At 71.8% G+C, this 25,358-nt stretch carries 20 protein-coding genes; 2 read left to right on the forward strand and 18 right to left on the reverse strand.

Annotation, left to right across the window (positions count from 1 at the left end; all coding sequences use genetic code 11):
* Nucleotides 1–45: 45 nt before the first annotated feature.
* From AB0K00_RS08695 to mraZ, 16 genes are all read right to left on the reverse strand, one after another.
* Complete coding sequence (locus AB0K00_RS08695; protein ID WP_363517495.1) at nt 46–351, reverse strand: YggT family protein; 306 nt, start codon at nt 349–351, stop codon at nt 46–48.
* Between the two features lie 18 nt (nt 352–369).
* Complete coding sequence (locus tag AB0K00_RS08700) at nt 370–1,122, reverse strand: cell division protein SepF (protein ID WP_363517498.1); 753 nt, start codon at nt 1,120–1,122, stop codon at nt 370–372.
* Nucleotides 1,123–1,248: 126 nt separating this feature from the next.
* Complete coding sequence (locus AB0K00_RS08705; protein WP_363517501.1) at nt 1,249–1,950, reverse strand: YggS family pyridoxal phosphate-dependent enzyme; 702 nt, start codon at nt 1,948–1,950, stop codon at nt 1,249–1,251.
* A 60-nt stretch (nt 1,951–2,010) separates the two neighbouring features.
* Complete coding sequence (gene ftsZ, locus AB0K00_RS08710; RefSeq protein WP_033356593.1) at nt 2,011–3,108, reverse strand: cell division protein FtsZ; 1,098 nt, start codon at nt 3,106–3,108, stop codon at nt 2,011–2,013.
* A 226-nt stretch (nt 3,109–3,334) separates the two neighbouring features.
* Nucleotides 3,335–3,835 carry a DinB family protein gene (locus AB0K00_RS08715; protein WP_363517504.1) on the reverse strand — a complete coding sequence of 167 codons (501 nt, stop codon included), beginning with the start codon at nt 3,833–3,835 and terminating at the stop codon, nt 3,335–3,337.
* A 73-nt stretch (nt 3,836–3,908) separates the two neighbouring features.
* Nucleotides 3,909–4,673 (reverse strand): FtsQ-type POTRA domain-containing protein, encoded by a 765-nt coding sequence (locus AB0K00_RS08720; protein WP_363517507.1) that lies wholly within the window; start codon nt 4,671–4,673, stop codon nt 3,909–3,911.
* 7 nt (nt 4,674–4,680) lie between these two features.
* The gene (murC, locus tag AB0K00_RS08725; RefSeq protein ID WP_363517510.1) at nt 4,681–6,126 is read right to left on the reverse strand and encodes a UDP-N-acetylmuramate--L-alanine ligase; all 1,446 of its coding nucleotides are present in this window, start codon (nt 6,124–6,126) and stop codon (nt 4,681–4,683) included.
* Nucleotides 6,123–7,229 carry a UDP-N-acetylglucosamine--N-acetylmuramyl-(pentapeptide) pyrophosphoryl-undecaprenol N-acetylglucosamine transferase gene (locus AB0K00_RS08730; RefSeq protein ID WP_363517513.1) on the reverse strand — a complete coding sequence of 369 codons (1,107 nt, stop codon included), beginning with the start codon at nt 7,227–7,229 and terminating at the stop codon, nt 6,123–6,125. The genes murC and AB0K00_RS08730 overlap by 4 nt, the downstream gene beginning before the upstream one ends.
* The gene (locus AB0K00_RS08735; RefSeq protein ID WP_363517515.1) at nt 7,229–8,671 is read right to left on the reverse strand and encodes a putative peptidoglycan glycosyltransferase FtsW; all 1,443 of its coding nucleotides are present in this window, start codon (nt 8,669–8,671) and stop codon (nt 7,229–7,231) included. Before AB0K00_RS08735 ends, AB0K00_RS08730 begins: the two co-directional genes overlap by 1 nt.
* Before the next feature lie 129 nt (nt 8,672–8,800).
* On the reverse strand, nt 8,801–9,922 hold the full coding sequence (mraY, locus tag AB0K00_RS08740) for a phospho-N-acetylmuramoyl-pentapeptide-transferase (protein WP_363517518.1): 1,122 nt from the start codon (nt 9,920–9,922) through the stop codon (nt 8,801–8,803).
* A complete protein-coding gene (gene murF / locus AB0K00_RS08745) occupies nt 9,919–11,316 on the reverse strand; it encodes a UDP-N-acetylmuramoyl-tripeptide--D-alanyl-D-alanine ligase (RefSeq protein WP_363517521.1) in 1,398 nt (465 codons plus the stop codon). The genes mraY and murF overlap by 4 nt, the downstream gene beginning before the upstream one ends.
* Nucleotides 11,313–12,737, reverse strand: a complete 1,425-nt coding sequence (locus AB0K00_RS08750; protein ID WP_363517661.1) for a UDP-N-acetylmuramoyl-L-alanyl-D-glutamate--2,6-diaminopimelate ligase — start codon at nt 12,735–12,737, stop codon at nt 11,313–11,315. Before AB0K00_RS08750 ends, murF begins: the two co-directional genes overlap by 4 nt.
* Before the next feature lie 120 nt (nt 12,738–12,857).
* Complete coding sequence (locus AB0K00_RS08755; RefSeq protein ID WP_363517524.1) at nt 12,858–15,125, reverse strand: penicillin-binding transpeptidase domain-containing protein; 2,268 nt, start codon at nt 15,123–15,125, stop codon at nt 12,858–12,860.
* A 240-nt stretch (nt 15,126–15,365) separates the two neighbouring features.
* Nucleotides 15,366–15,890, reverse strand: a complete 525-nt coding sequence (locus AB0K00_RS08760) for a hypothetical protein (RefSeq protein ID WP_363517527.1) — start codon at nt 15,888–15,890, stop codon at nt 15,366–15,368.
* 34 nt (nt 15,891–15,924) lie between these two features.
* Nucleotides 15,925–16,899 carry a 16S rRNA (cytosine(1402)-N(4))-methyltransferase RsmH gene (rsmH, locus tag AB0K00_RS08765; protein ID WP_363517530.1) on the reverse strand — a complete coding sequence of 325 codons (975 nt, stop codon included), beginning with the start codon at nt 16,897–16,899 and terminating at the stop codon, nt 15,925–15,927.
* A 272-nt stretch (nt 16,900–17,171) separates the two neighbouring features.
* Nucleotides 17,172–17,603, reverse strand: coding sequence for a division/cell wall cluster transcriptional repressor MraZ (mraZ, locus tag AB0K00_RS08770; RefSeq protein ID WP_363517533.1), 432 nt, complete (start codon nt 17,601–17,603; stop codon nt 17,172–17,174).
* Between the two features lie 427 nt (nt 17,604–18,030).
* Here mraZ and AB0K00_RS08775 point away from each other — a divergent pair, with 427 nt between their 5' ends.
* A complete protein-coding gene (locus AB0K00_RS08775) occupies nt 18,031–19,275 on the forward strand; it encodes a MurT ligase domain-containing protein (protein ID WP_363517536.1) in 1,245 nt (414 codons plus the stop codon).
* Complete coding sequence (locus AB0K00_RS08780) at nt 19,265–19,978, forward strand: glutamine amidotransferase (RefSeq protein ID WP_363517538.1); 714 nt, start codon at nt 19,265–19,267, stop codon at nt 19,976–19,978. Before AB0K00_RS08775 ends, AB0K00_RS08780 begins: the two co-directional genes overlap by 11 nt.
* A gap of 425 nt (nt 19,979–20,403) precedes the next feature.
* Here the strand turns inward: AB0K00_RS08780 and leuS are convergent, their stop codons facing one another.
* On the reverse strand, nt 20,404–23,247 hold the full coding sequence (gene leuS / locus AB0K00_RS08785) for a leucine--tRNA ligase (protein ID WP_363517541.1): 2,844 nt from the start codon (nt 23,245–23,247) through the stop codon (nt 20,404–20,406).
* Between the two features lie 207 nt (nt 23,248–23,454).
* Nucleotides 23,455–25,173 carry a serine/threonine-protein kinase gene (locus AB0K00_RS08790; protein WP_363517544.1) on the reverse strand — a complete coding sequence of 573 codons (1,719 nt, stop codon included), beginning with the start codon at nt 25,171–25,173 and terminating at the stop codon, nt 23,455–23,457.
* Between the last annotated feature and the right edge of the window lie 185 nt (nt 25,174–25,358).

A 25,358-nucleotide genomic window follows, 5' to 3' on the forward strand; every position in this document is an offset into this window, starting at 1 on the left:
ACTCCTCGGGTCAGTTGCGGCCGCGTGGCCGCCGATCGGGGCGAGTCACGAGAACACCTCGATCAGTTGCCTTACCACGACGTTCATCAGCACGAACAGGATAACCAGCAGCACAAGCGAAGACAGGTCCACGGCCACGGTACCAATACGCAGCGGACGGATCACCCGCCTCAACGCTTTGAGCGGCGGATCGGTGACGCTCCACACCACTTCGAGGGCGGCCGCGGCTCCCCGGCCCGGTTGCCAGCGGCGGCCGAACTGCATCACGTAGCCCATGACAAAGCGCGCGAGGAGCACCACCAAGAACAGGTAGAGCAGCAGATGCACGATCTGCAGGGTGATGGACACCACGGCCGTTGAGTCCTCGCATCAGCTCTGGTTGAAGAACCCGCCCTCGGCGATCTTAGCTTTGTCCTCAGCGGTGACCTGGACATTTGCCGGAGAGAGCAGGAAGACTCGGTTGGTCACCCGCTCGAAGTTACCACGCAGGCCGAATACGAGTCCTGCCGCAAAGTCGACCAAACGCTTCGCGTCCGACTCGTCCATTTCGGTGAGGTTCATGATCACCGGGTGGCCGTCGCGGAAGTGCTCGCCGATGGTGCGGGCCTCGTTGTAGGTCGTGGGGTGCAGCGTGGTGATCGCGTAGCGACGGTCCTCGGCGTCTTCCTCGACCACCGGCCGCTCCCTCGTCGACGGCTGCGGCGCCAGGGCCAGGTTGTCCCGTGTCGGGTAGCTGACGGTCGTGGGGCGGGTGATCGAGCGCACGGTGCTGCGGCTCGCGGTCGCGTCCCGCTCGGCCGCCGACAGCCGCTCCGACGCCGTCATCCGCTCCGAGGCGGCGAGGCGCTCGGAGGCGGTGAGCCGCTCCGAAGTGGACGGCCGCTCGGACCCCGCCAGCCGGTCGGACAGCCGGTCGGACCCGGCCATCCGGTCGGACAGCCGGTCCGACACGGAGAGTCGCTCGGACGTCGTGCGGGCGCGCGGCGCCGGCACCTCGTCGACGTCGTCCTCGTCGTCGGCGAAGTCGTCACCGTAACCCCGGTAGTGACGGTCGTCGTAACCCCGTTCGTCTTCGTCCTCGACGAGTCCGAGCCATACGCCCGCCCTGCGCAGAGCACCCATACGCGCTCCTCCGTCCACCGCCATGCGGCACTTCCCCCCGTTGTCGGTGCCACCGATCACCTGGTGCGACACCGCCCCGCCGGCGCAGAACCACACCCGTGTAGTTTTTCCGTTCCCGCGGTCAGGCTACCCCAGCGGGGGTCGATTTCCGAGCAATGCGCTACCGACACGGACATGTGTCGAGCCGTGCGAAATCGCCGATTCGAGGTCGTCGCTCATGCCCGCGGAAATCCAGTCGGCGCCCGGAAAGGCGACGCGCAACCGCGCGGATACGTCGGCGAGTCGCGCGAATGCGGCGTCCGGTTCCCACCCGAGCGGGGCGACCGCCATCACACCTTTGAGTGCCAGAACGGGGCTCGCCGCGATTGATTCGGCCATTTGTTCGATTATCCCGGTGACCGCGCCGCCGCGGTGCTCGTCGTCGTCGAGGCTCACCTGGACCAGCGCACCGAGCGGGGTGCTGCGCTCCGCCTTGACGGCGGCGGCCACGAGCGCGTCGACGAGCCGCAGGCTGTCCACGGAGTGCACGACGGAGGCGTAGGAGACGACCGAGCGCGCCTTGTTGCGCTGCAGCTGCCCGATGAAGTGCCAGTGGAGGCCGGCCGGCGCGGCGGCGGCCTTCGGCGCGGCCTCCTGGTCGCGGTTCTCCCCCACGTCCAGCACCCCCAGGGACGCCAGGCGGGCCACGTCCTCGGCCGGGTAGGTCTTGGTGACCGCGACCAGCGTCACCTCCCCTGCGTCCCGGCCGGCCGCCTTGCAGGCGGCGGCGATCCGCTCCCGCACCTTGGCCAGGTTGCGCCCGATCTCCTCGGTCCGCGCGTCGGTCACTGAAGCTCTCCCGCCATGAAAAGAAAACTGGGTGGGTCCCGGGGGACCCACCCAAGTCTTTCAGGCGCCGTTCTTCAGGAAGTCCGGCACGTCGACGTCGTCGAACAGCACCCGCCGGGGCGGCGGCGGTGCCTGGCGCTCGACCGGCGCCGGCTCCTTCGGCTGGTGGTGCGAGCGCGGCGGGCGGGCCTCCACCGGCCGGTAGGCCGGCGCGCCGCCGTCGAACCCGGCCGCGATCACCGTGACGCGGACCTCGTCGCCGAGCGCGTCGTCGATGACCGCGCCGAAGATGATGTTGGCGTCGGGGTGTGCCGCGTCGGTGACCAGCTGCGCCGCGTCGTTGATCTCGAACAGGCCGAGGTCGGAGCCGCCGGCGATGGACAGCAGCACCCCACGCGCGCCGTCCATGCTCTGCTCCAGCAGCGGGCTGGAGATCGCCGACTCGGCCGCCTCGACGGCGCGGTTGTCCCCGCGCGCGCTGCCGATGCCCATGAGGGCGCTACCGGCACCGCTCATGACGCTCTTCACGTCGGCGAAGTCCAGGTTGATCAGGCCGGGCGTGGTGATCAGGTCGGTGATGCCCTGGACACCGGACAGCAGCACCTGGTCGGCCTGCCGGAAGGCGTCCATCATCGAGATGCCCCGGTCGCCGAGCGCCAGGAGCCGGTCGTTGGGGATGACGATGAGCGTGTCGCACTGGTTGCGCAGCTCCTCGATCCCCGCCTCGGCCTGGACCTGCCGGCGCTTGCCCTCGAAGGAGAACGGCCGGGTGACCACGCCGATCGTCAGCGCGCCGAGCTTCCGCGCGATGTTCGCCACCACCGGCGCGCCGCCGGTGCCTGTGCCGCCGCCCTCACCGCAGGTGACGAAGACCATGTCAGCGCCCTTGAGCACCTCTTCGATCTCGTCGCGGTGGTCCTCGGCGGCGTTCTTGCCCACGTCGGGGTTGGCGCCGGCGCCGAGCCCCCGGGTCAGTTCCCGGCCGACGTCGAGCTTGACGTCGGCGTCGCTCATCAGCAGGGCCTGGGCGTCGGTGTTGATCGCGATGAACTCGACGCCCTTGAGGCCAACCTCGATCATGCGATTGACGGCGTTGACCCCGCCGCCGCCGATGCCGACGACCTTGATGACCGCGAGATAGTTGTGCGGATGTGTCATCGGACTGCCTTTCCTTTCGAGGTTGGCGAGCGCCGATCCTTCCCGGAGCCGTCGAACTGGTGAAGCCCGACCCCGCGACGGGCGACGTCCGCCATGCAGACGCACTGGATGTGGGTCCCGCAAACCCTCACCCTTTACTAGAGGCTTATAGTTATGTCAACTAATGCCTTATCGCAAGGTAAGGGCCCGACTGTCGTGATCCAAGGACCGCCGCCCGGCGTGTCGGCTATTCGCCCACGATGCCGTCGACCAATTCCCTAACGGCGTCGAGGTGTCCGTTGTGACGGGCGGTCTCCTCGATCATGTGCAGAAGCACCCAGCGGACCGACACGGGCGCGCCGTGCCGCCTCCCCCGGCAGGTCCCGTCAAGGTCGACGCCGGTCAGCAGTGACCCGGACACGGCGCACTGCGCGCGGTAGGCCGACAGCAGACCCGGCAGCGTCGCCCCGGGCCGCCGGCGCCAGTCGAGGTCCGGGTCCGCGGCGCTCCAGTGCGTGGGCACGTCCAGCCCGCCGACGATCCGTTCGAACCAGTACGACTCGACCGCCGTCAGGTGTGACACCAGTCCGGCCGCGCTGGTCAGCGACGGCGGCGGCAGCGGCGTGCGCCAGGCGGCACTCTCGTCCAGGCCGGCGCACTTGACGTGGACCGTCTCGCGGTGCCAGTCGAGCCAGCCGGTGAGCAGCGCCCGCTCGTCGCCGGTGTACGGCACGTCGCGGCGGGTCATTCCGCCGCCTCCGGCGTCGGCCTGACCTCAAGCAGCAGTGCTGATGACCGGCCCGAGACACTTCGCTGGCCGGTCATCGCTCCAGCACCACCCCGGGCGCGCTCACGTCGAGGGTCTTGTCCGGCGGGATCGTGGTGAACTGCAGCACCCGGATCTTCGCCTCGTTCTGGGTCGCGTCGCCCCACACGACGGTGCGGCCCGCGGTGAGCTCCAGCCGGATGCGGGTCGGCGCGTCGGCGGCCAGCGCGACGAGCGTGTCCCGCAGCCACGGCGGCAGCGTGGCCAGGACGGTCAGCGCGGCCCGCGTGGTGGCGTCGCCGGGGGCGGGGGCGGCCAGGCGCAGCACCGGCAGCCCCGGCGGCGCCGAGCCGACCGGCAGGTACGCCACACCGTCGGCGTCGAGCAGGACGAAGCCGAGGGCGCGCGGCACCACGGCGATCGCGGTCCGCTCCCGCACGGCCAGGACGAGGGTGCGCGGGTAGTCCTTCGACGCGGCGACCGAACGGACCGGCTTGAGCTCGCGGACCCGGCGTTCCACGCCGCCGAGGTCGAGCCGCGCGAGGGGCGTGCCGGTGGCGACCCGCGCCGCGTCCCGGACGTCCTGCGCGCTCAGCGCCGACACGCCGGTCACCCGGATCCCGTGGACCCCGAGCGCCGGCGTGGCGTAGACGACGGCGACGACCCCGCCGAGCAGCGCGACGACGCCCAGCCCGACCAGCCACGACAGCAGGACGCGCAGGCGGTGCTGCCGGGCCCGCTTCGCGAACCGCCGCTGGGATGAGCCGGCGGGTGCGGTGCGAGGTGCGAGGACGAGCCGCCAGCCGCGCGTGGACGTCAAGGGCGTCTCAGTCCCCTTCGGGCCGGTTGTGCCTGCCGACGTACCCGGCGCCGGCGTCCTTGAGTGCCGCCAGGAGCTCGTCGCCCATCAGGGAGATCGGCGGCGCGCCCATCGTGACGACGACGTCGCCCTCCCGGACCCGGGCGACGACCTCCCGGGGCACGTCCTCCCATGACGGCACGAACACCTTGCGGTCCTCGGGCAGGTCGACGGCGGCGGTCAGCGCGACCCCGCCCTCCCCCGGCTCCCGGACCTCGCCGGGCCCGAAGACCTCCATGACGATCGCCTCGTCGCCCAGGGACAGCGCGGCGGCGATCTCGGCCTGGAAGTCGCGGGTGCGGTACATCCGGTACGGCTGGAACACCACGATCAGCCGCCCGCCCGCGGCGACCTCGCGCAGCGTGTGCATCGCCGCGGCGATCGGGACCGGGTGGTACGCGTACTCGTCGTAGATCCGCACGCCCGCCTCGGCGCCCTTGAACTCGAAGCGCCGCCGCACCCCGGGGAACGTGGACAGCGCCTCGATCGCCGACTCCGCGGAGATGCCCAGCCGCAGCGCGGTGAGCACCGCCCCCGCCGAGTTGAGGCCGAGGTGGGCGCCCGGCACCGGCAGGTACACCTCGCCGAGCGGCACGCCGTCGTGGTGCGCGACGTAGCGCACGCCCTGCGCGGAGGAGCGCACCTCGGACAGGCGCAGGTCGGCGTCGGGGGCCGTGCCGTAGGTGACCACGTCGCCGCCGGCGGCGCGGACCCGCACCGCCATCCGCTGGGCGCCGGGGTCGTCGGCGCAGGTCACCACGAACCCGCCCGGCTCGACCCGGGCGCAGAACTCGACGAACGCGTCCTCGAGGCCCTGCAGGTCGCCGTAGGTGTTGAGGTGGTCGGCGTCGATGTTGGTGACGACCGCGACGTGCGGGTTGTAGAGCAGGAACGACCGGTCGCTCTCGTCGGCCTCCGCCACGAACAGCTCGCCGCTGCCGTGGTGGGCGTTGGAGCCGACCTCGGAGATCTCGCCGCCGATGACGAACGACGGGTCGAGCCCGGCGTGCTGGAGCATCAGCGTGATCATCGACGTGGTCGTCGTTTTGCCGTGGGTACCGGCGACCGCGACGCTGCGCCGTCCCACCATGGTCGCCGCCAGGGCCTCGGAGCGGTGCATGAGCCGCAGCCCCCGCTCGCGGGCGGTGACGAGCTCGATGTGGTCCTGCGGGATGGCGGTGGAGTAGACGACCGTGTCGACCCCGTCGAGGTTGGACGGCAGATGGGTGCGGTAGATCGTGCCGCCGAGCGCCTTGAGCGCCGCCAGCTGCGGCCACTCGCGCAGCTCGCTGCCGGACGTGGGGATGCCCCGGGTGAGCAGGAGCCGGGCGAGCCCGCTCATGCCGACCCCGCCCACCCCGACCAGGTGCACCGCGCCGAGGTCCTCGGCAGTCAGTGCGGGTGCCTCAGTCATGCTCCGACCACCTTCAGCAGGTACCGGCGAAGGGCCTCGTCGCCGTCTCGGCGGCCGTACCCCGCCGCGGCGCGGCTCATGCCGGCCAGCCTCGCGCCGTCCCGCACCAGCGGGACGACGGTGTCCGCGACCCACTGCGGGGACAGGTCGCCGTCCTCGACGATGAGGCCGCCACCGGCCTCCACGACCGGCAGCGCGTTGCGGCGCTGCTCGCCGTTGCCCCAGGGCAGCGGCACGTAGATCGCCGGCATGCCCACCGCGGCCGTCTCGGCGCAGGTCATCGCGCCGCCCCGGCACAGCGCCAGGTCGCCCGCGGCGTAGCCGAGCTCCATCTCCGACAGGAACTTGATCTTCACGTAGGGCGCCGGCAGCCCGCTGGGCACCTCGACGTCGTCGTTGCGGGCGCCGATGATGTGCAGCACCTGCACCCCGGAGCCGGTGATCTGTTTCGCCGCGCCGGACACCGCGAGGTTGATCGACCGGGCGCCGGCCGACGCGCCGAACACGAACAGCGTCGGCAGGTTCGGATCGAGGCCGAAGTGGGCTCTGGCCTGCGCCCGCAGCGCGGCCCGGTCGAGGGTGGCGATGCTCTGCCGCAGCGGCACCCCGACCACCTCGGCGTGCGCCACGGACGGGATCTGCTGAGCCTGGTGGGGGAAGCCGAGCACGATGTGCTTGGTGAAGCGCATGCCCATCTTGTTGGCGACACCGACGGGCACGTTGACCTCGTGGATGATCGTCGGCGTCTTGCGCCGCCAGGCGGCGATGTAGGCCGGGACGGAGACGTAGCCGCCGAAGCCGACCACCGCGTCCGCCTCGACCTCGTCGAGGATCTCGCGGGTGGCCTTCGCGGCCTTGAACATGCGGTCCGGGGTGCGGACCAGGTTCATGTTCACCGAGCGCGGCAGCTGGAAGGCGGGGACATGGCGCAGGTCATAACCGCGCTGGGGGATGATCTCGCCCTCCATCCCGCGCTCCGAACCGATACAGGTGATCCGCAGGCCGGGATCGTGCCGGCGGAGGCAGTCGGCGAAGGCGAGCAGCGGGTAGATGTGCCCGCCGGTGCCTCCGCCGGCCAGCACCACGGAGCGCAGCGCTGCCATCAGGAGCTCCTTCCGCGGGTCCGCCCGGGGCTGCTGCCGTCAGGCACCAGGGGACGACCCGTCGCGCGTGTCGAGGGGACGTCACCGTCGCTCTCCGAGCGTGCGCGCGGCAGCGGCGGCAACGGCGCCCAGAGTAGTCGCACCCACTTTCGCGGCGGACGGGCGTGCATGGCTCTGGCGCAGTCGGGCTCGGCGCGGGCCGCGGAGCTGAGCATCCCGGCCGCGCCGAGGGCCACGACCAGGGCGCTGCCGCCGTCGGAGATGAACGGCAGGGGCAGGCCGGTGATCGGCATGAGGCCGACGACCCCGCCGATGTTGATGATCGCCTGCCCGACGAACCAGATGGTGATCGCGGCGGCGACGAGCCGGCGGAACGGGTCCTCGACCCGGCGGGCGATGCGCAGCCCGGTGTAGGTGAGCATGCCGAAGAGCATCAGCACGACCAGGCAGCCGACCACGCCGAGCTCCTCGGCGACGATGGCGAAGATGAAGTCGTTGTGCGCGTTGGGCAGCCGCCCCCACTTGAGGTGGCCCTCGCCGAGCCCGACGCCGAACCAGCCGCCGTTGCCGATCGCCCACAGTCCCCGCAGGTACTGGTAGCGCCCGGCGGTCGCGTCGGCGTCGATGGACGGGTCGAAGAACACCTTGATGCGGGCCAGCCGGTAGTCCTTCTCGGCCGGCAGGAGGATCAGTGCCAGCACGCCGGCGACCACCAGGCCGCCGAGCCAGCCGAAGACCGGCAGCCGGGCCCCGGCCGCCCACAGCAGCCCGGTGAACAGCACCACGAGGCAGATCATCGAGCCGAGGTCGTTGTACCCGACGAGCAGCAGCAGCACGACGGTGACGGGCAGCAGCGGCATGAACAGCTCCCGCCACGACAGGATCGTGCGTCCCTTGCGCACCAGCAGGTCGGCGCCCCAGACGACGAGGGCGACCTTCGCCAGCTCGGCCGGCTGGACCTGGACCCCGCCGATGTGCAGCCACAGGTCCTCGGCCCAGATCGGCCCGAGCCGGATCGCCACGACGTCCGCGCCGGGCGGGGTGCGGCTGGCCGACAGCCAGCCCATCAGGTCGACGAAGCCCATGAGCACGAACGCGGCGATGAGCAGCGGCCCGGCGACGGCGCGGAACGTGCGCACCGGCAGCCGCTGGCAGACCCAGAACGCGATGAGACCGACGACGGCGAAGATCGTCTGCTTGAGCACGGAGCCGAACGGGCTGCCGGTCGTGGCGTAGTTGTCGACGCCGGTGACCGAGAACACCATGACCAGGCCGATGAAGACCAGCAGCCCGACGCTGGACAGCAGCAGGTAGTAGGAGGCGAGGGGCCGGTCCAGCAGCCCCCGCAGCGCGTCGAACCAGCCGAGGATGCCGCTGCCCGGTGGCCCCGGCGTCGCGGGTACCGGTGCCGCCGCCGTGTCCTGTTCCGCATCGCCCCGCATGGGGACCATCATGCAGCCGGGACCCGCGAGGTCGGCCGACCAAGGGATCCCGGCGTGTCGGAGCGGCTCGATGCGTCCCCGGCGTCAGCCGGAGCCGCGTCCCGGCGTCAGCCGAGCCGCGTCCCTGCGTCAGCCGGAGCCGCTCATCACCCGCAGGAAGTCGGCGGCGAACAGGCCCAGCGACGCGGCCATGCCCAGCCCGGCGATGATCCAGAAGCGGACCACGATGTTGACCTCGCTCCAGCCGGCCAGCTCGAAGTGGTGCTGCAGCGGCACCATCCGGAAGATGCGCTTGCCGGTCGTGCGGTACGAGCCGATCTGCATGATCCACGTCACGACGATGATGAAGAACAGCAGGCCCATCAGCGGCAGCAGCAGGACGGTCTTGGTCGCCACGGCGAGCCCGGCGATGAGCGAGCCGAGCGCCATCGACCCGGTGTCGCCCATGAAGATCCGCGCCGGTGACGTGTTCCACCACAGGAAGCCGACCAGCGCGCCGACGGCGGCACCGGCGATCAGCGCCATCTCCAGGGGGTCACGCACGTCGTAGCAGTAGTTGGCGGTGTACTCCGGGTCGGCGCACCAGTGCCGGTACTGCCAGAACGCGATCGCCATGTAGCTGCCGATCACCAGGATCGAGGTGCCGGTGGCGAGGCCGTCGAGGCCGTCGGTCAGGTTGACCGCGTTGGACATCGACATGACCACGAACACGAAGAAGACGACCGCGCCGATCTTGGTGATGTTGAGCCAGTCGATGTCGTGGACCCACGACAGCTTCGGGCTCGCGACCGTGGTGACGACCGCGTCGCCGGTCTTTTCCGCCGGCACGTACAGCGCGATCGCGCCGAAGACGGCACCGATGAGCGCCTGGCCGATGAGCTTGCCGCGCTTGTTGAGCCCGTCGCTGTTGCGCTTGGCGACCTTGAGGTAGTCGTCGAGGAAGCCCAGCAAGCCGGTGAAGACGAACAGGCCCAGCAGGACCACCGCGGTCGCGGTCGGCCCGCTCGGGCGCAGCTGCTGGTCCGGCAGCGTGGTCAGCGCGACGTGCCCGCCGGTGTAGGCGATGAGGGTGGCGAAGATGAACACCACGCCGCCCATCGTGGGCGTGCCCTTCTTGCCCAGGTGACCCTGCGGCCCGTCGGCGCGGATCGGCTGGTCGGCCTTGAGCCGGGTGAAGTACCTGATCGCGATCGGGGTGCCGAACAGCGAGATGAGGAACGCGACGAACGCCGCGACGAAGACGGCCCTCACTTGAGGCCCTCCCGCAGGGCGTCGGCGATGTCCCACGTCCGGTACCTGGATCCCTTGACCAGGACCACGTCGCGAGGCCGCAGCTCGTCGCGCAGCAGCGCGACGGCGGCCTCCTGATCGGTCACGAGCACCGGGTCTCCTCCCCAACTCGCCACGACGGACGCACCGTGCAGGATCGGCGCGGCCTGCTCGCCTACGGCCACGAGACGGTCGACGCCGAGTTCAGCGGCGAGGCGACCGACCTCCTCATGACCGGTTCGCTCATACTCGCCGAGCTCCGCCATGAAGCCGAGCACCGCGATCATCCGCCGTCCGCCGGCCACCGCGGTGAGCGCACGGAGCGCCGCCGCCATGGACGCCGGGTTGGCGTTGTACGAGTCGTCGATGACCGTGACATCGTCGGCACGGTCGAAGACATCCATCCTTCGGGTCGACAAGCCCTCTAGATCGCCGAGTGTGGCGGCGATCCCGGCCGGATCCACACCGGCGTGCGACGCCACGGCAGCGGCGAGTAACGCGTTGCCGACCTGGTGGCGTCCGGCGGCGTCGAGCCGGACGGGCACGGCGTCGCCGCCGGGGACGTGCAGCGTGAACCCGAACCGGCCGCGGTCGAGCCCGACCACGTCGGTGGCACGGAAATCCGACAGTGCCGACTCGCCGGCGAGCACGACCGTGGCGGTGGTGCGCGCGGCCATCGCGGCGACCCGGGGGTCGTCGGCGTTGAGCACGGCCAGGCCCGCCGGCCGCAGCGCCTCGACGAGCTCACCCTTGGCCAGGGCGGTGCCCTCGACCGAGCCGAACTCGGCGATGTGCGCCACCCCGACGTTGACCACCACGGACACGTCCGGCGGCGCGATGTCGCACAGGTACCGCAGGTGCCCGACGCCGCGCGAGCCCATCTCCAGGACCAGGAAGCGGGTGTCGGCGGCGACCTTGAGCACCGTGTACGGGGTGCCGAGCTCGTTGTTCTCCGACGCGGTCGTCGCCACGGTCGGCCCGGCGGTGCGCAGCAGCGCCGTGATGAGGTCCTTGGTGCTCGTCTTGCCCGACGAGCCGGTGACCGCGACGACGGTCAGGCCGTCCAGCCGGGCCAGGACCGCCCGGGCGAGCCGGCCGACGGCGGTCAGCGGGTCCTCGACCACGATCGTGGGCACGCCCTCGACGGGCCGGCTGCCGAGGACCGCGACGGCGCCGTCGGCGACCGCCTTGGCGGCGAAGTCGTGCGCGTCGACCTTCGCACCGGCGAACGCCACGAACAGCCCGCCGGGCGCGACCTTGCGGGAGTCGTACTCGACGGGGCCGTCGACGACCGCGGCCGCGACGGTGGCGGGGTCGGACGCGTGCAGGGTGCCGCCGACCGCGGCGGTGATCTCGGCGACGGTGAGCGGGATCATGAGGCGGCCACCCGCAGCGCTGCGGCGAGCTCGACCCGGTCGTCGAACGGTAGCGTCTCCCCGCCGACCTCCTGGCCGCGTTCGTGCCCCTTGCCCAGCAGCGCCACCACGTCGCCGGGCTTCGCCTGCTCGACCGCGTAGGCGATGGCGCTCTTGCGGCCGTCGACCTCGACCACGGTGGCGGAGCCGCCCTTGGTGCCGGCGAGGACCTCGGACCGGATGAAGGCGGGGTCCTCGGTGCGCGGGTTGTCGTCGGTGATGACGACGAGGTCGGCGCCGAACGCGGCGGCCCGGCCCATCAACGGCCGCTTGCCCCGGTCGCGGTCGCCGCCGGCGCCGACGACGCAGATGACCCGGCCGCCCCGGGACGCGGCCAGGGTCCGCAGCGCGGCGAGGACCTCGATCATCGCGTCGGGCTTGTGCGCGTAGTCCACGACGCCGAGCACGTCGCCGGGGGCTTCGACCCGCTCCATCCGGCCGGGCGAGCCGGGCGCCCGCGCGACGGCCTTCGCGGCGACGGAGATGTCGACCCCGACGGCGACGAGCGAGGCGATCGCGAGCAGCGCGTTGGCCACGTTGTGCCGGCCGGGCAGGCCCACGCCCGAGCCGACGGAATAGTCGTGCCGGTGGACGGTGAACCGCTGCCCGTAGCCCTCGGGCGTGATGTCGGTGGCGCGGAAGTCGGCGACGGAGTAGCCGGCCGCCGAGTACGTCCACGACGCGGGCTTGCGCAGCCGCATCACCTGCGCGTCGTCGAGGTTCAGGATCTCGGTCGCGGCGCGGCCGTCGAACAGGCGGGCCTTCGCCGCGAAGTACGCCTCGACGTCCGGGTGGAAGTCGAGGTGGTCCATGCCGAAGTTGGTGTAGCCGGCGGCGGCGAACCGCACGCCGTTGACCCGGCCGAGCTCGAGGGCGTGGCTGGAGACCTCCATGACGACCGCCTCGACACCGCGCTCGAGACCGGCGGCGAACAGCGCGTGCAGGTCGGTCGCCTCCGGCGTGGTGCGGGCGCTGTCGACGGTGAGGTCGCCGACGCGGGTCTCGACGGTGCCGATGAGGCCGGTGACCAGCCCGGCGGCGCGCAGCCCGGCCTCGATGAGGTACGCGGTGGAGGTCTTGCCGGCGGTGCCGGTGACGCCGATCGTGGTCAGCTGCCGGGTCGGCTCGCCGTACACGTGCGAGGCGACGTCGCCCAGCGCCGCGCGCGGGTCGTCGACCACGATCGTGGGCAGGTCGCGGACCTGGGCCGCGCCGGTCGCGTCGGTCAGCACCGCGACCGCGCCGGCCGCCCTGGCCTGCTCGACGAACTGCACCCCGTGCACCTGCGAGCCCGGCATCGCGGCGTAGAGGTCACCAGGACGTACCAGGACGCCACGGTGCGTCACGCCGGTGACGGCGACCTCGCCGTCCTGCGCCGCCATGGGCGCGCCTACGAGGGCCGCCAGCTCGACGGCGAGCACGGGGCGGACACTCCTCGGACGGGGATAGCCGGGCACGGGGTCAGACCCTACCCGTCCCGCCGCGAAGTGCCAGAGCCGGTGTCACGGGTAGATCGTCAGCTTCGGCGCCGTGGTGCCCGTCGGCACCACACCGAAGTTGCTCAGGGTGACCGCCATCATCTCCTTGAACAACGGTGCGGCGACCGAGCCGCCTGCGCCGCCCGGCACGTGCGCGGTGACCGCGACCACGTACCGTGGCGCCTCCGCCGGCGCCATGCCGATGAACGACACCACATCGCCGGGGGCGTAGCCGCCGTCCTGAGGCAGTTTCGACGTGCCGGTCTTCCCCGCGATCCGGTAGCCGGGGATCGCCGCCTGATGGCCGGTCGCGTCGTCGAGGGTGGTGACACCCTCGAGCATGACGCGCAGTTGCTGGGCGTACACCGGATCCATGACCCGGCGGGTCACCTGCGGGGCCGGCTTCGTCTGCGTGCCGTCCGGCGCGATGATCTTCCTGACCAGGGTCGGCTGGACCCACAGGCCGTCGTTGGCGATCGCGCCGTAGACGGCGGCCATCTGGATCGCGGTCGTGGCCACGCCGTTGCCGATCGGGATCGAGCCGGGGCTGGAGCCGGTCCACTGCTCCGGCGGCAGCAGCTGCCCGGGCGACTCGTTGGGCAGGCCGACGCCGGTGCGCTCGCCGAGCCCGAACTTGCGCTGGTACTCGTACAGCTTGTCCTTGCCGAGCATGTCCGCGACGGCGATCGTGCCGACGTTCGACGACAGCGCGAGGATGCCGGGGATGGTCATCGCCGTGCCGTCCTTCTGCGGCGGGTGGTCGGTGTACGTCGTGTCGCCCTTCTTGACCTTCGACGTGACGGTGACCGTCGAGGACGGCGTGATGAGGCCCTCCTGCAGCGCGGCGCCCATGACGATCGCCTTGTGGATCGAGCCCGGGTCGAAGACCGTCGCCGTGCACTGGTCCTTGAGCTGCTCCGGCGCCGACTTGCCGGGGTCGGCGGCGGCGAAGGACGGGTAGCTCGCCATCGCCATGACCTCCATGGTCTTGGCGTCGAGCACGATCGCGGTGCCGAAGCTGGCGCCGAGCGCGGTCATCCGGGCGCCGAGGGTGCTCTGCACCGAGTACTGCAGGTCCGCGTCGATGGTCAGCTCGACGGAGCTGCCCGGCCGGGCCGGATTGAGCTCCTGGAAGCCCTGCGGCAGCGGCTTGTCGAGGTCACCCTCGCCGTGCTCGTAGGTGTGCAGGCCGTCGATGCCGCGCAGCTGCTCGTTGTAGGCCTTCTCGATGCCGAGCTGGCCGGACAGGTCACTCTTCTGGGTGTACCCCAGGACGTTGGAGGCCAGGTCGTAGCCGGGCACCTCGCGGCGCTCGTCGCGGGCGACCTTCAGCGCGCCGCCGTAGCCGAGGGCCTGGATCCGGTCGCCGTCCTCGATGTCGATCTGGTGCACGAGATACTCGAAGCGCACGTCGGTCTTGCCGTCGTCGCGTTTGTGCGGGGTCAGCTTGCGCACCAGGTCGGAGCGCAGCACGCCGTACCGGTCGAGGATCGCGAACAGCTCGTCGGCGGTCTTCTCCGGGTTCTTGATCACCATCGGGTCGGCCGCCACGTAGCGGGTCTCGACCGAGTGGACCAGGATCTTGCCGGTGCGGTCGAGGATCGCGCCGCGCGACGCGGCGAGGACCTCGTGCACGAGGCGGTCCTTGAGCCCGTCGGCGGCGTAGGCGCTGGCGTCGGTGAGCTGCAGCTGGATCAGGCGGATGCCGATCGCGGCGAACATGAGCAGCGCCAGGACCGTGGCCAGGCGCAGCCTGCGGCGCGGTTCGGCGAGCTTCGGCGCGCGGGTGGTGCGTGGCAGCCGGGGCACCCGCACCCGGCTCTGCTTGCGCGGTTTCCGGACCGGGGTCGTCTTGCGCACCGGGGTACGACCGGCGCCGCGCACCGGGGCGGCCCGCTTCAGCGGTGCCCTGGTCCGGCCGCCGCGGGGTTCGCCGTCGACCTCCGTCGCGGTGCGGCGCGCCCGCTGCGGCGTCCTGGCCTGCGTCCGCAGCTGCGGCTGCCGGGCCGCGCCGGCCGGGTCCTGCCGCGCGGTCTGCTGGGTCTGCGGCTGGGTCTCCTGCCGGGCCGCCTGCCGGGCCTGTGGCTGGGTCTTCTGGGTCCGCGGCTCCGTCTTCGGGGTCCGCGGCGTGTCCGCGGCGCGGCCGGCGGCCCGGCGGCCGGAGTCGGTGCGGCCGCCCTGCAGCACCTCCAGGGCCGGCCGGAACGGGTCGCCCCGCCCCGAGGCGGCGTGCTCGACCGACGCGTCGCGGACCGAGCGCCCCCGGGGCGTGTACCGGCGGGCCTCGGACATCGTGCCGCGCACCGGTGGCGGTTCGGCGGCGGGGTCCGCGCCGGCACGGGAACGGGCGGCCGCACCGGCACCCCCCGCGCCGGCGCGACCGCCCGTTCGCTGTCGACCCGCGTCACTGCCGCGACCGGCCTCCCGTCCGGCGCCCCCGCGCCGCTCGGTGCTGCCCCGCCGATCAGGAGTGTCGCCAGCCATCGTCCTGCAACTTCCCGTTGTTGAGTTGGCGCCCTGGTACGTGCCTGGTTACTTGCTCGGTCCCGGCATTTCGAGCTTGGTCCCGTCCGGCAGCAGCAGGAAGGCCGGCGTGCGCGACGGCACCAGACCCAGCTGCTTGGCCCGCGACGCGAGCGTCACCGGGGACTCCTTGCTGGCCAGGTCGCTGCGCAGCCGCTCCTCGTCCCGGTCGAGGGTGCTCTGCTTCGTCCTGAGCGCGTCGAGCTTGAACGCGTTCTCGGCGATCCGCGTGTTGAGCACGAGGATGCCGATCACACCGATGAGCACCAGCACGAGCACCAGCGCCACGAACGGCGCGCGTGGCGCGCTGACCGGCGCGGGTGGCGCCACCCGCAGTCGTGGCCGCTGCTCCTCACGACCGTCCCGGCCCGGCTGTGCCGGCTGCGTGGTCCCCCGCTCCGGCTGGAGCGCCGTCGCGCCGATGGTCGGGGCGTCGTTCTGCTCAGCCTGCTGCGCCGTGGTCCGGCCCCCCGACCGCGATGCACCCTGCTGAGTCCTGCGCGGCCGGTCGGCCGGCAGTGTCGTCACGTTCATCTCACACCTCCCCCAGAGGTTGTGCCTGTTGCCGCTACTTGCTGTCCTTCTTGTCGTCCGCGACCGGCTTGCGCTCCACGGCTCTGAGCCGCACGGACGCCGCCCGCGGGTTGGCCGCCACCTCGGCCGCGTCGGGGAGCTCGGCTCCCCTGGTGAGTACCTGCAACGCCGGCTCGCTGCCCGGCGGAACGAAGGGCAGCTCGACCGGCACCGTGGAACGGGTCCGCCCGGCGATCGCCTGTTTGACCAGGCGGTCCTCGAGCGAGTGGTACGACAGCACGACCATCCGCCCGCCCGGCTTCAGCGCGTCGAGCGCCGCCGGCAGTGCCCGCTCGAGCACGGCCAGCTCGCCGTTGACCTCGATGCGCAGCGCCTGGAACGTGCGTTTGGCCGGATGCCCCCCGGTGCGCCGCGCCGGTGCCGGGATCGAGTCCCTGACCAGCTCGGCCAGCCGGGCCGAGGAGTTCAGCTCCCCCTTCGCCCGTTCGCGCAGGATCGCCTGGGCGATGCGGGAGGCGAACTTCTCCTCCCCGTACACCCGCAGGACCCTGGCGAGGTCGCCGTGGCTGTAGGTGTTGACCACCTCGGCCGCGGTGACGCCCCGCGTCTGGTCCATGCGCATGTCCAGTGGTGCGTCCTGGGCGTAGGCGAACCCGCGGCCGGCGTCGTCGAGCTGCATCGACGACACCCCCAGGTCGAACAGCGCGCCGTCGATCCCGTCGAGCCCCTCACCGTCCAGCACGTCCTCGAGCTCGTCGTAGACGGCGTGCACGAGGTGGGTACGGTCGGCGAAGGGTGCCAGCCGCTGCCCCGCAAGGCGCAGCGCCTGGGTGTCGCGGTCCAGGCCGAGCAGCCGCACCTGCGGATGGGCCAGGAGCACGGCTTCGGCGTGACCGCCGAGGCCGAGCGTGGCGTCCAGGTGCAGCGCGCCCGCGCGGTCCAACGCGGGGGCGAGCAGCTCGAGGCAGCGCTCGAGCAGCACGGGAACGTGAATGTCCCGCTCCCCCATCGTCGACCCCCTACTGCGGCGGGTTCGCGGCCCGCCGTTGTGCTGAACGTGGTTGTTGCCCTGTGTGCCGCTGAGCTGAAACGTGATTCACGTCCTGCTGCGCGGGTCGTCGGGCATCTTCGGGCGGCGTGCAGGTGCGGTAGTGCACGAGCGCCGTACCGCCAGCTCCCCATCCGCCCACTCCGCCCTGCCGCCGGGGAAGTGGCGTCAGGACATTGGAGCGGCTGGAGAGCTCGCGGTACGGCGGTCGATTCGGTGTCTGCAGATGGACCTCACAGCCCGCCCGGCAGCACCCCCTCCTCGATGCCGGCGAAGTCGTCTTCGCTTTCGGCGAGGTAGGTTTCCCATGCTTGCCGGTCCCAGATCTCAACCCTGGTGCTCGCGCCGATCACGACGAGTTCGCGGTCCAGCCCGGCATACTCGCGGAGATGCTGCGGGATGGTGACCCGACCCTGACGGTCGGGGACCTCGTCGTGCGCACTGGCGAAGAACACCCGGCTGTAGGCCCGGGCGGCCTTGTGGGTCATCGGTGTTGCGCGAAGCTGCTCGGCGATCCGGGCGAACTCGGCGCCGGGAAACACATACAGACAGCGCTCCTGCCCCTTGGTGATCACGACACCTCCCGCCAGCTCATCCCGAAACTTGGCCGGCAGGATCAACCGACCCTTGTCGTCCAGGCGAGGAGTGTGGGTGCCGAGAAACATCGACAACCACCCCTTCCCACCGCGAACGGTCCCCCCGGGGTCGGCCGAGCCCCCCGGCTCCGCCATCGCGCTCCACTGTACTCCACTTCCCTCCACCGTCAACGAGAAAACACCGGAAGTGACATCGGCGTGCGTGAAGAAATCCCATGTCAGAAGGGGTGTCGTTGGGTGGAGGGCGATCGGCCGGCCAGTCACTCGTCCGGTCGTTTCGGCCGATCGTAAATGTGGACAAACCGCCCATCAGGTCGAACTTTACCGGTCCTTTATGGCTCCGTTAAGGTCGGTCCCGGCACCGGCTCCGGGTCGGTGGAGGGAAGTGGAGCGTTCTGGGACGAGCATCGGGGTGAGCGGTTCGGTGATGGAGGCGTTGGGTGCGTGATCGACGGCAGGTAGGGTCTGGCGCATCGCCGGAAGACGTGGAAGTGAGATGACGGACCACAAGCTCCCGATGCGGGCGAAGCTCGCCACATCGTTGTCGCGCGGCGCTGCCGCACTGTCCCGCGCCACCGGCCGGGGTGACGGCTCCGTCATCGGCGGCCGCATCGCCCTGATGGTCGACCCCAACCTCCTCGCCGAGCTCGCGGCGGGCCGGGAGATCGCCCTGATCTCCGGCACCAACGGCAAGACCACCACGACCCGGCTCACCGCCGCCGCCATGGGCGTGCTCGGCGACGTCGCCACCAACAGCCTCGGCGCCAACATGCCCACCGGGCACACGTCGGCCCTGGCCAAGGCAGGCGCCACGCCGTATGCGGTGCTCGAGGTCGACGAGCACTACCTCAAGCAGGTCCTGGACGCGACCCACCCGAAGGTCGTCGCGCTGCTCAACCTCAGCCGCGACCAGCTCGACCGGGCCAAGGAGGTCGCCATGATGGCGGCCCTGTGGCGCGACGCGCTGCCCGGCCGCGACCTGCACCTGGTCGCCAACGCCGACGACCCGATGGTGGTGTGGGCGGCGGGCAAGGCCGTGGCGAGCGGCACCCCCGTCACCTGGGTCGCCGCCGGCCAGCGCTTCCATGACGACTCGTGGGTCTGCCCCGAGTGCGGCGCCTCGATCGAGCGCAACGGCGAGCAGTGGGCCTGCGTCGCCGGCAACCTGAGCCGGCCCGTGCCGCACTGGGCGGTCAGCGGCGACGGGGTCGTGGACAACACCGGCACGTTCCACCACGTGAAGCTCCAGCTGCCCGGCCAGATCAACCGCGCCAACGCCGCGACCGCCCTGGCCGTCGCGGCCCACTTCGGCGTGCCGCCGGCGAAGGCCGTGCCGGAGCTGGCGAAGGTCGCCTCGATCGCCGGCCGTTACGCCGTGGTCGAGCGCGACGGCCGGGTCGTGCGCCTGCTGCTGTCGAAGAACCCGGCTGGCTGGCTGGAGGCGTTCGAGATGGCCGACGACGTGCCGACGCTGCTGTCGATCAACGCCCGCGACCCCGACGGCGCGGACACCTCATGGCTCTACGACGTCGACTTCTCGTCCCTGCGCGGCCGGCGGGTCCTCGTCACCGGCGACCGGGCCATGGACCTCGCGGTCCGGCTCGAGGTCAACGAGGTGCCGTTCGAGCACGTGAAATCCTTCTCGCAGGCGCTGACGCTGATCCCGCCCGGCCGGCTCGAGGTCATCGCCAACTACACCGCATTCCAGGACATCAGAGCGGAGCTGGACCGTGTCAACTGAGTCGCGCCTGCGCCTGATCTGGCTGTACCCGGACCTGCTGTCCACCTACGGCGACCGCGGCAACCTGCTGATCCTGGCCCGCCGGGCCGACCTGCGCGGCCTGCCTGTCGAATGCGCCGAGGTCCGCGCCGACCAGGCCGTGCCCACCGATGGCGACGTGTACCTCATCGGCGGCGGCGAGGACGGCCCGCAGGCCCTGGCCGCGCAGCGGCTCATCGCCGACGGCGGCCTGCGCCGCGCCGTCGACCGCGGCGCCACCATCTTCTCCGTGTGCGCCGGCTACCAGCTCATGGGCAACTCGTTCTTCGCGAAGGGCGCCAAGTGCGCGGGCCTCGGCCTGCTCGACCTGGACTCCGACCGCGGCGAGACCCGCGCCGTCGGCGAGCTGGCCGGCGAGGTCGACCCGTCGCTGGGCCTGCCGACCCTCACCGGCTTCGAGAACCACGGCGGCCGCACCCACCTCGGCCCCGGCGTGCGCCCCCTGGCCCGGGTCACCGCCGGCATCGGCAACGACGGCCGCTCCGAGGGCGCGTGGCACGGCCGGATCCTCGGCACGTACTCGCACGGGCCGGCGCTCGCCCGCAACCCCGGGATCGCGGACCTGCTGCTGCGCTGGGCAACCGGGATGACGATGGAACCGATCGACGACCGCTGGCCGACCCGCCTGCGCGACGAACGCCTCTCCGCCGTCCTGAAGTCCTAGCGCCTTCCAGTTCCAAGGGCCTCGTCACGGTCCGCTGCCCGGCCGCGCCGTGGTCCTCTCGCGGGGCCACGCCGTGGCCCTTCGCGAGGCGCTCGCTGCGGGCCGGGGCGAGGCGTCGCCCCGGTCCTTCGCGAGGCCTCGCGCGTTCCTTCGTCCTCCGCGAGGCGTCGCCCGGTCCTTCGCGAGGCGTCGCCGCCGTCCTGAAGCCCGAGCCATCCACGCCGACCACTGCTGAGGCATCCGCAGCGGGCATCGGATCCGAACCGGCGACGGCTGGCCGCTTCCCAAGCACCGTACCCCAGCCGACCTAATCGATCTCCAAAGCCGTCACCGCCCGGCTACGTTCCGCATTGGCCGCCGCTCACGCACCAGTCCCAGGGTGATCGACAGGAACCCAGAGGTTCCTGTCGATCACCCGCAGGGCATCAGACGACGATCGAGACCATGCGGCCCGGCACGACGATGACCTTCTTCGGGGTCTTCCCCGCCAGCTGCGCCGCGACCTCGGCCAGCGCCGCAGCACGGACCGCGTCCTCGCCCGCGTCGGCGGCGATCTCGAACGTGCCGCGGACCTTGCCGTTCACCTGGACCGGGTACTTCACCGACGCGGCGACCAGGTACGCCTGGTCCGCGACCGGGAAGTCGGCGTAGGCGATCGACGTGTCGTTGCCCAGCCGCTGCCACAGCTCCTCGGCCAGGTGCGGCGCGAACGGCGACACCATCCGCACCAGCGGGTCGACGACCTCGCGGGGCGCGCCGCCGGCGGAGACCTGGGTGACCCGGTTCGTCAGCTCGATCAGCTTCGCGATCGCCGTGTTGAACCGCATCTCCTCGATGTCGACGCGGACGCCGTCCACGACGCGGTGCAGCAGGCGGCGGGTCTCGTCGTCCAGGGCGACGTCCACCACGCGGGTGGCGTCCGTCTGCTCGTCGACGACCAGGCGCCAGACGCGCTGCAGGAAGCGCTGCGCGCCGACGACCGCCCGGGTCTCCCAGGGGCGGGACACGTCCAGGGGACCCATCGACATCTCGTAGACACGGAAGGTGTCGGCGCCGTACCGCTCGCACATCTCGTCGGGCGTGACGACGTTCTTCAGCGACTTGCCCATTTTGCCGTATTCGCGCTTCACCCGAGCGTCGCGGTAGAAGAACTGTCCGGGCGAGCGCTCCTCGACCTCCTCGGCGTTCACGTAGACGCCGCGCTCGTCGGTGTAGGCGTACGCCTGGATGTAGCCCTGGTTGAACAGCTTCCGGAACGGCTCCTCGCTGCTGATGTAGCCCAGGTCGAACAGGACCTTGTGCCAGAAGCGCGCATACAGCAGGTGCAGCACCGCGTGCTCGACGCCACCGACGTACAGGTCGGCGCCGCCGACGTCGCCGGGCTTCTGCGGGCCCATCCAGTAGCGCTCGTTCTCCGCGTCGACCAGGTCGTCCTTGTTCGCCGGGTCCAGGTAGCGCAGCTCATACCAGGACGAGCCGGCCCACTGCGGCATGACGTTGGTCTCGCGGGTGTAGGACTTCGGCCCGTCGCCCAGGTCCAGGGTGACCTCGACCCATTCCTTGGCGCGTGACAGCGGCGTCTCGGGCATGCTGTCGGCGTCGTCGACGTCGAACGTCCGCGGCGAGAAGTCCTCCACCTCGGGCAGTTCGACCGGCAGCATCGACTCGGGCAGCGCGATCGGCAGGCCGGTGGCGTCGTAGACGATCGGGAACGGCTCGCCCCAGTACCGCTGGCGGCTGAACAGCCAGTCCCGCAGCCGGTACGTGATGGCGCCGACGCCGTGGCCGTGTTCCTCCAGCCAGTCGATGATCTTCGCCTTGGCCTCGGTGACGGCCAGGCCGTCCAGGAAGGCGGAGTTGATCGCGGGGCCGTCGCCGGTGTAGGCCTTGCCGTCGGACGGGAAGTCCGCGGAGGGCTGCACGGTGCGGATGATCGGCAGGTCGAAGACCTCGGCGAACGCCCAGTCGCGCTCGTCCTGGCCGGGCACCGCCATGATCGCGCCGGTGCCGTAGCCGGCCAGCACGTAGTCGGCGATGAAGACCGGGATCCGCGAACCGTTGACCGGGTTGACCGCATATGCGCCGATGAAGACGCCGGTCTTCTCCTTGGCGTCGGCCTGGCGCTCCACGTCGGACTTCGCCGCCGCAGCCGCGCGATAGGCGGCGACCGCCTCCGCGGGGGTCGCCGCGCCGCCGGTCCACTTGTCAGAAACACCGGACGGCCACGAAGCCGGGATCAGCGAGGAGACCAGCTCGTGCTCCGGGGCCAGCACCATGTACGTCGCGCCGAACAGCGTGTCGGGGCGGGTGGTGAAGACGCGGATCGGCTCGTCACCGTCGGTGGCGAAGTCGACGTGCGCGCCCCGGGACCGGCCGATCCAGTTGCGCTGCATGGTCTTGACCTTCTCCGGCCAGTCCAGCCGGTCCAGGTCGTCCAGCAGCCGGTCGGTGTACGCGGTGATCCGCATCATCCACTGCCGCAGGCTGCGCTTGAACACGGGGAAGTTGCCCCGCTCGCTGCGCCCGTCGGGGGTGACCTCCTCGTTGGCCAGGACCGTGCCCAGCCCGGGGCACCAGTTGACCGGCGCCTCGGAGATGTAGGCCAGCCGGTGGCCGTCGATCACCTCGCGGCGCTCGACCGGCGACAGCTCCGCCCACGCACGGCCGTCCTCGACGACCCGCGACCCGGACTCGAACTGCGCGATCAGCTCGTCGATCGGCCGCGCCTTCTGCGCCTCGGCGTCAAACCACGAGTTGAAGATCTTCAGGAAGATCCACTGGGTCCAGCGGTAGAACTCGGTGTCGGTGGTCGCGACGCTGCGCCGGTCGTCGTAGGCCAGTCCCAGCCGCCGCAGCTGTCCCCGGTACCGCTCGACGTTGGCCTCGGTCGTGATCCGCGGGTGCGTGCCGGTCTGTACCGCGTACTGCTCGGCGGGCAGGCCGAACGCGTCGAACCCCATCGGGTGCAGCACGTTGTAGCCGGCCATGCGGAAGTACCGCGTGTAGCAGTCGGTGCCGATGTAGCCCAGCGGGTGGCCGACGTGCAGCCCCGAGCCGGACGGGTACGGGAACATGTCCATCACGTACAGCTTCGGCGCGCCCGCGCGGGGGTGGCTCGGGTCGCTGAGCGGGCCGGTCGGGTTCGGCGCGTAGAAGGTGCTGTGCTCGGACCAGTAGTCCTGCCAGCACGCCTCGATGTCCGCCGCCATCGCCGCCGTGTATCGGTAGGGCGGAATGTCGACCGCTCCGTCGGTCACAGCCTCGCTCATGAGCTTCTCGCCGCCTTCGGTCTCGCCGGATGTCTCGGGGATGCACGCTTCACCCGGCGTCATTGTCCGGGCATGAAAAAACCCCTCACGCAGGAGGGGTCGCCGTGCGGACGCTGTCAGTGCGTCAGCACGGCTCACTAAGAAGCCGGACCACCCGTGTCATGTCTCGGAGTGTACCGCAGCGTCCGCCCCCGGTCGCACTGCGTTTCAGTCCGGGGTGGCCACCGGGACGCCGCCGGCGCACCGGACCTCGAACCGCAGCCGCACCCCGGCCAGGTTGAACTCCACCCGGGACTTGTCGCGGGCGCCGCTCTGCAGGGAGACCAGCGTGGCACCCGCGGCCGGTTCGGCGCCGGTGACGTTGACCTTGTTGCCGGCGCACACCGCGACGATCACGCCACCGGGCGTGCCGAGCCTGACCGGCTTTCCGGCAGTTGGTGTGGTACCTCCAGCGCCTGGCCCGCCGTTACCGGTGCCGGGACCGCCGGTGTTGCCGTTGCCGGTGTTGCCGTTACCGGGGCCGGGCCCGCCGCCACCCGCCCCGCCCGGGCCGCCGCCACCGGGGCCGCCGTTGCCCGCTCCGTCCGTCGGACCACCGGGAGTGCCGCCCTGCACGGCCGGCACCTCGGCACCCGCAGACGTCGGGGCGTCCGCGGATCCGGACGGCGGCGCGGACGGACCGGTGGTCGCGGTGGCCACAACGCCGGAACCCGGCCCGCCGCGGGCGGCCTCGGCCGAGGCCCGCGGGCCGCCGGTGGGCCGGTTGAGCGTGAAGGTCACCAGCAGCGCCGCGACCGCGACCACCACGGCGAGACCGGCGAGCACCCGGCGGCGCTCGCCCACGTCGTCGCCGATCACGTCGGTCGCGCCGTCGACGGCCGCGATGCCCCCGACCCGGACCAGGCCGGTGGTGCTCTCCACGGAGGGCGGGCCGGCGGCCGGGACACCTCCGGTCATGACCGCGGCGGCGGGGCCGGCACCGGCGTACACCAGGACGGTGGCATCGGCGGGTGCCGTGGCGTCGTCCGCCCGGCCGGGGGATCCGGCGCCGACGGGCGGCGGTGGCGCCGGGTGTACCACATCGAAGTCTTCCGCACCCGGACGTGGCGACATGCCGGCCGCAGCTGCCAGGACGGCCGCCGCCTCCTCCGCGGAGGGCCGGGCGGCGGGCGCCTTGACCAGGCACCGCATGCACAGGTCGCGGACCTCGGCCGGCACCCCCGGCAGCTCCGGCAGTGGATCCGGCGCGACGGTGACGTGCGAGCGCAGCATCTGGGTGGTGGTCTCGCTGTCCCAGGGCAGCCGGCCGGTGAGGGACCGGTAGAGCAGCAGCCCGAACGCGTAGACGTCGCTGGCGGGCACTGCGTCGTCGCCGACGAGCCGCTCCGGGGCGAGGTACGCGGGGGTGCCGAGGACCAGGCCGTCGGCGTCCAGACCGCTGCCGGGGTCGCCGGGGATGCCCACGATGCCGAAGTCGACGAGCTTCGCCGCGCCGGCGGTGAGCACGACGTTGGCGGGTTTGACGTCGCGGTGCACGAGCCGCTCGGCGTGCGCGGCGGCGAGGCCGGCGGCGACCTCGGCGCAGACCCGGATCGCCGCGGCGGGGCGCAACGGGCCGGCGGTGAGCCGCTCGGCGAGGGTCGGCCCGCGCAGCAGTTCCATGACGACGAATGGGTTGCCCTCGGCGGTTTCACCGTAGTCGTACACATTGGTCACGTTCGGATGCGAAAGGCTTGCCGCGGCGCGGGCTTCGACCCGGATCCGGCGTCGCCAGTCGGCGTCCGCGGCGAATGTGCCGGCGAGGACCTTGACCGCGACGGACCGGTCGAGCACCTCGTCGCGGGCGCGCCACACCACCGACATGCCGCCCTCACCCAGCCGGTCGCCCAGGCGGTAGCGACCGTTGAGGAGCTGCCCCTCGTCCACGGTCCCAGTCTGCCGGAATCGCGGCCGCCCGCATCTCGGCAGTTCCGTTTGTTGAACATTTGCGGGGGTACGTGCGGCTCGCCGCCGGCCTGCCGGAAAAACGTCGCGGACAGTCACGGGCGTGATGTCCGCAATGACGGTTTCCGGTGCGGCGCGGGGCCAATTCCCCGGCTAGCCTGAGGGGA

The sequence above is a fragment of the Dactylosporangium sp. NPDC049525 genome, assembly GCF_040676755.1.
Taxonomy (GTDB): Bacteria; Actinomycetota; Actinomycetes; order Mycobacteriales; family Micromonosporaceae; genus Dactylosporangium.

What these genes read in the sequence shown, in the direction of transcription:
- AB0K00_RS08700 (WP_363517498.1), bottom strand. Translation starts at nt 1,122, where the DNA reads ATGGGTGCTCTGCGCAGGGCGGGCGTATGGCTCGGACTCGTCGAGGAC.
- ftsZ (WP_033356593.1), bottom strand. Translation starts at nt 3,108, where the DNA reads ATGACACATCCGCACAACTATCTCGCGGTCATCAAGGTCGTCGGCATC.
- AB0K00_RS08715 (WP_363517504.1), bottom strand. Translation starts at nt 3,835, where the DNA reads ATGACCCGCCGCGACGTGCCGTACACCGGCGACGAGCGGGCGCTGCTC.
- murC (WP_363517510.1), bottom strand. Translation starts at nt 6,126, where the DNA reads ATGACTGAGGCACCCGCACTGACTGCCGAGGACCTCGGCGCGGTGCAC.
- AB0K00_RS08730 (WP_363517513.1), bottom strand. Translation starts at nt 7,229, where the DNA reads ATGGCAGCGCTGCGCTCCGTGGTGCTGGCCGGCGGAGGCACCGGCGGG.
- AB0K00_RS08735 (WP_363517515.1), bottom strand. Translation starts at nt 8,671, where the DNA reads ATGCGGGGCGATGCGGAACAGGACACGGCGGCGGCACCGGTACCCGCG.
- murF (WP_363517521.1), bottom strand. Translation starts at nt 11,316, where the DNA reads ATGATCCCGCTCACCGTCGCCGAGATCACCGCCGCGGTCGGCGGCACC.
- AB0K00_RS08750 (WP_363517661.1), bottom strand. Translation starts at nt 12,737, where the DNA reads ATGGCGGCGCAGGACGGCGAGGTCGCCGTCACCGGCGTGACGCACCGT.
- AB0K00_RS08755 (WP_363517524.1), bottom strand. Translation starts at nt 15,125, where the DNA reads ATGTCCGAGGCCCGCCGGTACACGCCCCGGGGGCGCTCGGTCCGCGAC.
- AB0K00_RS08760 (WP_363517527.1), bottom strand. Translation starts at nt 15,890, where the DNA reads ATGAACGTGACGACACTGCCGGCCGACCGGCCGCGCAGGACTCAGCAG.
- rsmH (WP_363517530.1), bottom strand. Translation starts at nt 16,899, where the DNA reads ATGGGGGAGCGGGACATTCACGTTCCCGTGCTGCTCGAGCGCTGCCTC.
- mraZ (WP_363517533.1), bottom strand. Translation starts at nt 17,603, where the DNA reads ATGTTTCTCGGCACCCACACTCCTCGCCTGGACGACAAGGGTCGGTTG.
- AB0K00_RS08775 (WP_363517536.1), top strand. Translation starts at nt 18,031, where the DNA reads ATGACGGACCACAAGCTCCCGATGCGGGCGAAGCTCGCCACATCGTTG.
- leuS (WP_363517541.1), bottom strand. Translation starts at nt 23,247, where the DNA reads ATGAGCGAGGCTGTGACCGACGGAGCGGTCGACATTCCGCCCTACCGA.